Source organism: Ruminococcus sp. MSJ-25 (assembly GCF_018917825.1).
GTDB classification, from domain to species: domain Bacteria; phylum Bacillota; class Clostridia; order Oscillospirales; family Ruminococcaceae; genus Hominimerdicola; species Hominimerdicola aceti.
Genome location: NZ_JAHLPI010000007.1, coordinates 1 through 10,713, shown reverse-complemented (window position 1 = coordinate 10,713; position 10,713 = coordinate 1). Strand labels below are relative to the sequence as shown.

The following is a 10,713-nucleotide window of genomic DNA, read 5'->3' as shown; positions in this document are numbered from 1 at the left end:
GTAAAGCTAGAAAACTTTATGATTTGAGGCTTAATCATTCAATGGAGAATATCAACCTCACACGCCGTTGCTGTGATTTCAAAAAGCTTGAGGCTGTTCTTGAAAGACGTTTGGCTAAAACACAGTCAAACGAGTACGAGCCGAAAGAAAAAGCTGTTGCGGCAAGTGCAGAAATTCCAGTTAGACATCCAGCCATTATACGCAGACGCAAAAATACAGGCAGATCCCGTTAGGGGCTGCCTGTTCTCTGTTTATTGAAAAGCTTGATCAGAACTTTGAGACGTGCGTCGTCATTGAAGAATAGCTGTTCGCCATAAAGCTTTTCAACGGCTTTGTCCAGATTGATATGTGCAAGCAGCAGCTCAGGCGGTAGGTCATTATAGACATTGCCGAGTGGCTTGGCGGAGGATTATCCTGCAGCAGCCACATAAAGCGAATATCGGTTTTGCAGAGTTTTTCTATTTTTCGTAATGATTCGTATCCGTTTTCCATAAATGCAAACAGTATTACTTTCAGCAAAGTTTCTTCTTCATATCTTGGACGGCCTGTCCTGCGGTCCTCAGTCGTCAGGTATTTACTCAGGTCAATATGATTCATCACTTCACAAAATGTATATACTGGGTCAGTTGTTTCAATTATTTTTTCAATTTCTATTGAAATTTTAATTGATATGGTGTATAATATTCTTGTGGTTGGTTATTCATGATACTTTAATTATACCACAAAAAAAGACTGCTGTCTTGCTTTTTGGCAAGATCGCAGCCTTTTTTCTTGGGGACTTTTTTTACAGCCCCTGATAAATTTAGCATTTTTCTTTCTTTTTGAACTTTGTCAGATTGATTATCAACGCAAAAAGTGCCATAAAAAGAACTGCCACTATGAGAGTAACTGTCGATAATTTAATAAGGCTGTCAGTTAAGCCATACATGGATCTTGTTAGTGCATTATACACAGTGTCATTATGTATCGCAAGCCCGTCATAATATTTTGTACCCTTTAGGATAGCACACGGAACAAGAATGAGCATTGAGGAACAGAAAAGTGAAGTACCTACCCAATAAAGCAAACCGCCTATATGCTTTCTGTTTACTGCTGCCATAACGCCTATAAATATAACAGCCGTTGCAATAAGAGCTATCCTTATTTTTCTCGCAAGCACAAGCAGATCTTTAAGCTTTGTGGAAATGCCATTAGGTTTATTTATATGGCTCAAAAGCATAACGTCAAGGTCGGATTCGATTGCCTGTTCCACATTTTTTATTGTCTTCTGCTTTATGTCTTCAAGTTCCTGAGTATATTTAACGCCTTCTTTTTCAGCCCATTTTGTATAATCATCTGAGATATTCTTTTCAAGAAGCGTAAAGTCTGCCTTAAATTCAGGAAGTTCGTTCTTTTTGCCAAGAATATAACTGAAAGTATCTTCAACATAGCTATAAATAGCGTTTGATACATCAGTTTTGTTAATCGACTTCTTCAGGGTATCAGCTTCAACACCAGTGTAGGCATATTGTTGTTCACAATATGTCTGTATCTCCTGGAAAGCCGTGTCCTCGATTTTTATCTTGTGCATACTGTTCGTATAGGTTGTCGGTTCAAAGAAAATATTGTCTGCCGCAAACAGAAGTGACAGCGCAAGGAATATAAACGCCAAAAACAGTGAGATTATCAGATTAGGCAGGTAGTTGTATAGTTTTTTGTTTTTCACAGATCTTACCCTCCTAATTCTTATATTCTTTGCTTACGACTTTGCAGATAACATATAGCCTCTGATCTGAAAGACCCATATAGCCATTGTTCCAGCAAGTGTAGAGTATCAGATCATCTACAGGTGGATCTGCGGTCACGTCATAATACAAAAGGGAAGTATCTGTATCTGGAAGTACCTTAGTTTCTGTGACCTCATAAGTAAATTTACCATAATCTGTTTTTAGTATCACTTGATCACCCACTAGAATATTAGGTAAATATCTGAAATAAGTGTGGTTATGTGCTGCAAGGACAACTCTGCCTGTAGCACCTATATATGCAGAATAGTTAGATTGCACAACCCCTTTTGCTAGGAGATCATCAGAGTCTCCCCAGTAAACAGGCTCTTTGTCAATGCCTGCCTTATCATTCTTTACGGTCAGCTCGGCATATTTGTCGCCGTAATACGGATAGATTATCTCATGCTGTTCCGTCTTTTCATCAGAATTTGGCACTGTGACTTTTGTTAATTCCTTCATAGGCAGTGCGTCTGCATTTCTGTATTTATTATCCTCTGATGGGTTTTTCAAGTGAGCGTTCTCATTGAACGCTATTGCTGCATATCCTTGCAGCTCTATGAATTTTTTATAACTTACCAGCGTCATGATAGACAAACAAAGAGCCAAAACTAAAAGAGGCGTCAAGACCATTACAGCCACTGACGTCCTCTTATTTTTTTTAAGTTTGTTTGCGTCAGACGAGGAAGTTTTATCCTCTTTCCTGACCATATCTTAGCACTCTTTGTTCTTCTTAACAGCTACTGTAATACCAAATGCACTAAGAGCAAGTGTAAGAACCGCAGCAACCTGAACAGCTGTCATGCTGTTTGCACCAGTATTAAGAGAACCATTACCTGTGTTTGTTCCAATGTTTGTATTGCCATCTGAATCAACGACCTGAACGTTCCAATCCTTGCTTGTAAGCTCATCTACCTTGATAGTAACACCAAAGTGATTACCTGTAGCTACGCAAGCATCAGCAATAGCCTTTCTGCTATCCTCGCCCATTTCCTTAAACACCTGTCTGAGCTGATCGTTTGTTAGTGAAGCAAGATCTGTTCCTGCACCAAAAAGCTTGTCAGCAACAGGCTGAACATATGTAGCACCACAATCAGAGAGAGCCTTTACCATGTAATCATAGTCAGCAGAGCTGAACTTTGAAGCGTGGGAATCAAGGTAGTTCTTAAGCTCTGATACATGGTTAGAAGGAACACCTGCTGATTTAGCTGCAGAAACAACATCAGCAGAAGAAGCTGCTGATGCGCTTACAACCATTGTTGAAGCAATGATGAACGCAGTAACAGAAGCCGAAATTGACTTAAATATCTTTTTCATAACACCTATCACCTTTCGTAATATTTTCTTATAACAATATTATACACTATTAAAATTCGATTGTCAATATTTTTATTGGTATTTTTTTCAGAAAAAAGCAAATATTTTTACGATAACTTGAAATAGTTATGTATAAGTGCGTATATGCGCTGTTTCATATAATTGTATATTGCTGGAAAATGCAAAAGATCCTCGGCATTCTCAAATAAAAGACTTATAACATTACTGTTTTGGTGCTTTTATGATTTTTGTTAAAGCTGATCTCAAAGCATTTAGATATAATTTCTACATTAATTATTATAATTATACGCCTTGACACGATATCATGCCATGGTGTATAATTTTCGTGTATTATATAATTGATGTAATGTACAAGGAGGATATATGAAAAATTATCTCAATGAAAGCCTTTCAGCTCAGGAAAGAGCTGAAGCACTTGTAAATGAAATGACCGTAGAGGAGGCGGCTTCACAGCTTAGATATGACGCTCCTGCTGTTGAGCGGCTCGGCATTCCTGCCTATAACTGGTGGAATGAGGGTATCCATGGGCTTGCACGAAGCGGTGTTGCCACCATGTTTCCACAGGCAATAGGTCTTGCGGCCATGTTTGACACCGACCTTGTGTTCAAAGCGGCAGATATAACCTCCACAGAAGCTCGTGCTAAGTATAATGAGTATTCAAAGCGTGATGACAGAGATATATACAAAGGTCTTACCCTTTGGGCACCTAATATAAATATTTTCAGAGATCCACGCTGGGGCAGAGGTCATGAGACTTACGGTGAAGACCCTTATCTTACCGCAGAGTGCGGCAAGGCATATGTAAAAGGCTTGCAGGGCAGTGGCAAGGTACTGAAAACTGCCGCTTGTGCAAAGCATTTTGCAGTACATAGCGGACCTGAGGCTGTTCGCCATGAATTTAATGCAGAGGTTAATTGGAAAGACCTTGAAGAGACCTATCTTTACGCTTTTGAGGAGCTTGTGAAAAAAGCAAAGGTCGAGGGTGTAATGGGTGCGTATAATCGTGTTAATGGCGAGCCGTCATGTGCTAGTGAGTTTCTAATGGGCAAGCTCGACAAATGGGGTTTTGATGGCTATTTTGTTTCTGATTGCTGGGCAATAAGGGATTTCCACGAACACCATATGGTGACGTCTTCTCCTGTAGAGTCGGCCGCAATGGCACTTAAAGCAGGCTGTAATGTGAACTGCGGTTGTACGTATGTACACCTGCTTTCTGCTCTTGACAAGGGGCTTGTGACAGAAGATGAAATCCGTGCTTCCTGTGTTGCTCTTATGAGAACTCGCATAAGACTTGGTATGTTTGACAAGTCAACGGAGTATGACAACATACCATACAGCGTTGTTTCTTGCCCTGAGCATAAAGCTGTATCCTACCAGTGTGCAGTGAAGTCCATGGTGTTGCTCAAAAACAAGGGTATTCTTCCGCTTGACAAAAAATCAATATCAACTATCGCGGTAATAGGTCCAAATGCGGACAGCAGAGCGGCTTTAGAGGGCAATTATAACGGCACAGCCGACAGGTATGTTACTTTCCTTGAGGGTATCGAGGACGCATTTGATGGCAGGGTGCTTTATGCTGAAGGCTGTCACTTGTATAAGGACAGAGTATCGGGTCTTGCACAGGCAGGGGATAGATACGCCGAAGCCGAGGCGGCAGCGGCAAATTCTGATGTTGTGATACTTTGCGTTGGCCTTGACGCCACTATTGAGGGCGAGGAGGGCGACACAGGTAATGAGTTTTCATCAGGTGACAAAAACGATCTAAGACTTCCTGAAAGTCAGCGTGAGCTTATAAAGCGTGTTGCAAAGATCGGCAAGCCTATGATAGTGGTATGTGCGGCAGGAAGCTCAATAAATATCGAGCATGATTGTGACGCTCTTATCCACGCATGGTATCCAGGCTCAGAGGGTGGCAAGGCTATTGCGGATATTATCTTTGGTAAAGTATCGCCGTCAGGAAAACTGCCTGTTACATTCTATAATAGTGCCGACAAGCTGCCTTGCTTTACTGATTATGCTATGTCTGATAGAACATACAGGTACACGAGAGATAACATTCTTTATCCATTCGGCTATGGTCTTACTTATGGAGATGTTGTTGTTACATCGCTTAGTTATGACGATGGCAAAGTCAATGTAGAGGTAGAAAATAACGGTGCCGATACTTGTGATGTTATCGAACTTTACATTAAATCACATTGTGATAATGCTCCGGCTTATCCTGTGCTGTGCGGCTTCAAGAGGATTTTTGTCAAAAAAGGTGAAAAGCTTGATGTTGAAATCGAAGTACCTGACAAAGCTTTCACAACAGTGTCAGATATCGGCGAGAGAAAACAGTTTGCAAAAGAATTCACCCTCTATGTTGGTACGCATCAGCCTGATGAACTTAGTTGTCAGCTTAGTGGTACAAACTGTATGAGTATCGAGATAGAACGATAGTGAAAAGAGATTTTACAAACGGTAGTATCACAAGCTTGCTTCTTATTGTTTCGGTGAAGTAAATGAATGCCGCCTGAAAGGCTGTCTGAACATATCATTTCTGATGATAGGCTCTGTTACTTTGGTGACAGAGCCTATCACATTGTGCTTTTCCAATGAGATTTTGAAACTTTTGCATACTCCAATGAAAATAACGTTGTTGACATCTGATTATGTTAGAATTATCCTGTCATGAATTTTGGCATACTTGTGATACAAAGACTGGTAAATACTTTTGGAACGACTGTAATGGCGGCTTTTACAGTAGCCGTTCATAATTGTTAAATTAAGCTGTCAGCTTATATGATTTTCCGACAAATACTTGGCTGATTTTGTTTATCTTATTGTATGTTTCAACAAAAAACCATTTTTTTGTTGAAATACAAAAAAACGTATCGTTTAAAGTTGACTTTTTTAATAGAATGTGATAAAATTATTATTGTACGGTTTATTTTTTGGGAAAATAACGAAAATATCAACAACAGGGTGAATTATTCAAATGAAAAAAAATTACACTATCAAGGATCTTCTGGTACTTCTTCTCGGAAAGGTTTGGTATATCGTTGCCACTTCAATAGTGTGTGCGATACTGGCCCTTTTCGTATCAAAATTTGTTATGAGTAAGCAGTATCAGTCACACGTTTCAATGTATGTTAAAAGTGCTGATAATCAGTCAACGGGTCAGGATAAGACTAATGTTGACTTACAGGATATTAACGCTTCAAAGTCATTGGTACAGACCTACATTGTTATACTTACTGATGACCCGGTAATGAACGAGGTAAGCGATAAGCTTCTTGAGATGTATACTCCTGAACAGCTTGCTCCTTATTTTACTGTAACAAGCGGCAGGGTTTCAAATGACGGCCTGAGAAATGCTTATAGCATGACCGCTGTAAATCAGACAGAGGTACTTCAGATAACTGCCACAACAACCAATGCAAAGCTTTCTTCTGACCTTTGTAACATCATGGCTGACGTCGCTCCAAGCTTTCTTATAAGAGTTATCGGTGCAGGCTCAGTTGAAAAGATAGGTGATGCTGAAGTTTACAATACACCTGTTTCTCCTAACACCACTAAAAATGTTGCCCTTGGCTTTGTTGGTGGCTTGATGGTGGCTGTTCTAGTGATACTTGTTATCGACTTCTTCGACAACACTGTAAAGAATTCTGATGAGCTTGGCGACATTTATCAGAAGCCTATCGTTGGTGAAATAATGAATATTGGCGGAAAGACTTCTAAAAAGGATGAAGGTTCTTCTGCTGACAGAAAAAAACAGCTTCTGTTCAATAATAAGGATATACCATTTAATATTGTAGAGAACTACAAAACAATGCGTACAAACCTTATGTTTACACTTTCTACAACACGAAATAAGATAGTTGTCGTTTCTAGTCCTAATCCAAGTGAGGGTAAGTCTGTAACAGTTGCTAACCTTGCAGCTTCAATGGCTGAAACAGAAAATAAGGTTCTTCTTATTGACGCTGATATGAGAAAACCTGTTCAGCACAGAAACTTCAAGTTAAAAAACAATGTTGGACTTTCAACAATACTGAGTGGTGAAAGCACATTTGATAAGTGTGTGCATGAAACCAAGAATGGCAATTTTGCTGTTCTTACATCAGGCGTTTTGCCTCCAAACCCGTCAGAGCTTCTTGCTTCTGAGAAAATGCGTGAATTGCTTGAATATGTTCAGCATAAGTATGATTATGTTATTATCGACGGCACCCCGCTGCTTCCTGTAACTGACGTAATGAGCCTTGCAGACGAGGTCGCAGGCGTTCTTCTCATTGCAAGATATGGAAGAACTACATATCAGGAGATAGAGGAGTCTATGAAGAAGCTTGAGATAGGCGATTGCAATCTGCTTGGTTTCGTTCTTAATGATATTTCCGCAAAGAACGGTTCTCATTACGGATACAAGTATAGCTACAAGTATAAATATGACTACAGCTATAAATACGGTGGGAAGGATGCTTCTGCCGAAAGTTAAATGACATGGAGATGTTAGATTGACTACCGATTATCACAGCCACATACTGCCGAATATTGATGACGGCTCTGACAGCATCAAAACATCACTTAAAATGATAAAAATGATGAAACAGCAGGGCATAGGTATAATTGTGGCGACACCGCATTTTTATATGCACAGGGAAGCTTCTTTAGACAGTTATCTTGTCAAACGGCAAAATGCTTATGAGAAGCTCATGGCGGCTGACCCAGCCGTGAAGGATATACATATTGGTGCTGAGGTGGCTATAGAAAAGGGTATCAGCGTATTAGGAGAACTTGAAAAGCTGTGTATCAGCGGAACAAGACTTATTCTTCTTGAACCACCCTTCACTCAGTATAACAGTTGGATCGTCGAGGAGATAGACGAGATAGCAAATTCTCGAAGGCTTATTCCGATAATCGCCCATGTACATAGATATATGGGCGTTTATTCAAAGTCAGATCTGGAAAGTCTGATGTCTGTGGATGCAGTTTTTCAGATAAATGCAGAAGCTTTTGAGCATTTTTCCACAAGACGTTTTGTTAATAAGCTTATTTCAAGTGGCAGAGATTTTGTCTTTGGAAGCGATGCTCATAATCTTGATGATAGAAAACCTAATTTTGATCTTATAGCTAAAAGATCTGGAAGTGAAAATATAAGACGTTCTGATAAAGTACTCATGTCTGCTATGGCTGACGAAGAAAGAATGTTTGCTTTTTAAGTATAGAAAAAATATTGATGATATTATAAATAGCCTGCACTGTGCCATTGAGGGGTGGCCATGGTGTGATCTTATTCATTGCTTTAATTGAGCGGAGGTATGTTTTATTTATGGAGAAAACAAGTGAAAACACAGTTCAGGTGTGGAAAAACAAAAAGATAAAGCATTGGATGCTTATTGCATTCTTTCTGTGTTTCTATGATATTGTTGCCGTAAATCTATCCTACATTTTCGGACTTTTCATCAGATTTGACCTTACTTTTTCTGCAATACCAAAAGAGTATATGCTTGCCTATGTAAAGTTTGCTCCAATATATACAGCTTTCTGTGTTGTGGTGTTTTTTGTGTTCAAGCTTTATAATAGTTTGTGGAGATTTGCTAGCATTGGCGAACTGTCAAGGATATTTTTGGCCTCGATAGTTACTACCATATTCCAGGCTGTGGGTATAACGTTACTCTTCATGAGAATGCCTGTGGCTTACTATATAGTAGGAGCGGGAACTCAGTTCGTGCTTATAACAGCAGTGCGTTTTGCCTATAGATATATCACCCTTTTAAGAGCAAAACAGGTAACAAATCAGGTGGCAGTGCATAATGCAATGGTCATTGGTGCAGGTGCTTCTGGTCAGATGATCCTTAAAGAGCTTACGATGTCAGAACGTGCAAATGCAAGACCACTCTGCATAATCGATGATAACCCAAATAAGTGGGGAAGAAATATCGGAGGAGTTCCTATCGTCGGTGGCCGTGATTGCATTATGGAAAGCGTCAAAAAGTATAATATTGATCAGATCCTTTTTGCAATTCCAACTGCATCACCTGAGAACAAAAGGGATATCCTTAATATTTGTAAGGAAACAGGCTGTGAGATGAAACAGCTTCCGGGCGTTTATCAGATAACAAACGGTGAGGTGCTTCTCAGCAAGATGAAGCCTGTTGCAGTCGAGGATCTGCTTGGAAGAGAGCCTATCAGAGTAAACATGGACGAGATATTCCAGCACCTTAAGGGTAAGACCATATTGGTAACAGGTGGCGGTGGCTCTATCGGAAGCGAGCTTTGCCGACAGATAGCAGGTCATGAGCCTAAACAGCTTATAATATTTGACATTTATGAAAACAATGCTTATGAAATAGAGCAGGAGCTTAAACGTAAATATGGCAGTAAACTCAATCTTGTGACGCTTATCGGCTCTGTTCGTGACAGCAGACGTATCAATGACGTTTTTGAAAAATACAAGCCTGATATCGTTTATCACGCTGCAGCACATAAGCACGTTCCGCTTATGGAAACAAGCCCTAATGAAGCTATCAAAAACAATGTTGTTGGTACATACAAGACAGCCTATGCCGCTTTGAAGCATGGCACAAAGAGGTTTGTGCTTATAAGCACTGATAAGGCTGTAAACCCTACTAATATTATGGGCGCAAGTAAAAGACTCTGCGAAATGGTCATCCAGAGCATGGACGCTATCAGCAAGGCAGGCAGAACAGATCTTCTGCCTATGCTCCATGCACACGTTGATGAAATGACAGATGGTATGCTTGAGAACGATCCGATAGACGAGATAGCTGTTGATAATATAGAGAGCAGTGAAGCGGTTAAGATCGAAAGCGTTGGCAATAAGGACAGAAATGGCACACAGTTTGTTGCAGTTCGTTTTGGAAACGTTCTTGGAAGCAACGGCTCTGTGATCCCGCTGTTCAAAAAGCAGATAGAAGCAGGCGGTCCTGTTACTGTTACTCATCCTGATATCATAAGATATTTCATGACTATACCTGAGGCTGTGAGCCTTGTTCTTCAGGCAGGCACATACGCATGGGGCGGCGAGATATTTGTCCTTGATATGGGTGCGCCTGTGAAGATAGACACTCTTGCGAGAAATCTTATCAGACTTTCAGGATATAAGCCTGATGTAGATATTAAAATAGTTTACTCAGGTCTGCGTCCTGGCGAAAAGCTTTTTGAAGAGAAGCTTATGGCAGAGGAGGGCATGATGAAGACGGATAATGAGCTTATCCATATCGGAAAGCCTATACCGTTTGACACAGAAACGTTCCTTGGTCAGCTTGGAGAGCTTGCTCGTGCAAGCTATAACAATGACGAAAATATCGTTGAAATGGTCGAAAAGATCGTTCCAACATTCAGTCCTGTAGGTGATAAGCCAACAGGTAATGAAAAATATGGCAGAAACGATGTTGCAGTTTCTGCGGCAAAATAATAAAAGATCCATATTTCAGCACTGCGGGGATTTCTGCGGTGCTGTTTTTATGCCTAAAATTTCACACTTTTTCTTGATGTGTAGGTTTGTCAATCATATTGGACACTATTATTAAGAAATTCGATAGGCGAAAACCATTTGAGGGGACGCATAGGACGGTTGTTTGTTCGACTTAAACGTGCAGCTAGCTGCACGTTT

8 protein-coding genes and 2 pseudogenes are annotated in these 10,713 nt (G+C 40.2%); 5 read left to right on the top strand and 5 right to left on the bottom strand.

Features of this window, described 5'->3' with window-relative positions; translation table 11 throughout:
- On the top strand, positions 1-233 hold a 233-nt coding region (locus tag KQH97_RS02095), incomplete at its 5' end, for a type III toxin-antitoxin system ToxN/AbiQ family toxin (protein WP_216552427.1).
- On the opposite strand, the pseudogene KQH97_RS08815 reads toward KQH97_RS02095, so the two are convergent.
- The 5 genes and pseudogenes from KQH97_RS08815 to KQH97_RS02075 form a co-directional block, all read right to left on the bottom strand.
- A pseudogene (locus tag KQH97_RS08815) lies at positions 230-379 on the bottom strand (type IIL restriction-modification enzyme MmeI); the annotation flags it as partial. The gene KQH97_RS02095 and the pseudogene KQH97_RS08815 overlap by 4 nt on opposite strands.
- Before the next feature lie 14 nt (positions 380-393).
- A pseudogene (locus tag KQH97_RS08810) lies at positions 394-597 on the bottom strand (transposase); the annotation flags it as partial.
- A gap of 205 nt (positions 598-802) precedes the next feature.
- Positions 803-1,705, bottom strand: a complete 903-nt coding sequence (locus tag KQH97_RS02085; protein WP_216552423.1) for a hypothetical protein — start codon at positions 1,703-1,705, stop codon at positions 803-805.
- A 13-nt stretch (positions 1,706-1,718) separates the two neighbouring features.
- A complete protein-coding gene (locus tag KQH97_RS02080) occupies positions 1,719-2,474 on the bottom strand; it encodes a class D sortase (protein WP_216552421.1) in 756 nt (251 codons plus the stop codon).
- Between the two features lie 3 nt (positions 2,475-2,477).
- Complete coding sequence (locus KQH97_RS02075; protein ID WP_117878052.1) at positions 2,478-3,080, bottom strand: hypothetical protein; 603 nt, start codon at positions 3,078-3,080, stop codon at positions 2,478-2,480.
- Positions 3,081-3,464: 384 nt separating this feature from the next.
- Here KQH97_RS02075 and KQH97_RS02070 point away from each other — a divergent pair, with 384 nt between their 5' ends.
- From KQH97_RS02070 to KQH97_RS02055, 4 genes are all read left to right on the top strand, one after another.
- Positions 3,465-5,540, top strand: coding sequence for a glycoside hydrolase family 3 C-terminal domain-containing protein (locus KQH97_RS02070; protein ID WP_216552419.1), 2,076 nt, complete (start codon positions 3,465-3,467; stop codon positions 5,538-5,540).
- Positions 5,541-6,078: 538 nt separating this feature from the next.
- A complete protein-coding gene (locus KQH97_RS02065) occupies positions 6,079-7,572 on the top strand; it encodes a polysaccharide biosynthesis tyrosine autokinase (RefSeq protein WP_216552417.1) in 1,494 nt (497 codons plus the stop codon).
- A 19-nt stretch (positions 7,573-7,591) separates the two neighbouring features.
- The gene (locus KQH97_RS02060) at positions 7,592-8,296 is read left to right on the top strand and encodes a CpsB/CapC family capsule biosynthesis tyrosine phosphatase (protein ID WP_117928375.1); all 705 of its coding nucleotides are present in this window, start codon (positions 7,592-7,594) and stop codon (positions 8,294-8,296) included.
- 110 nt (positions 8,297-8,406) lie between these two features.
- On the top strand, positions 8,407-10,515 hold the full coding sequence (locus KQH97_RS02055) for a nucleoside-diphosphate sugar epimerase/dehydratase (protein ID WP_242989197.1): 2,109 nt from the start codon (positions 8,407-8,409) through the stop codon (positions 10,513-10,515).
- Positions 10,516-10,713 lie beyond the last annotated feature (198 nt).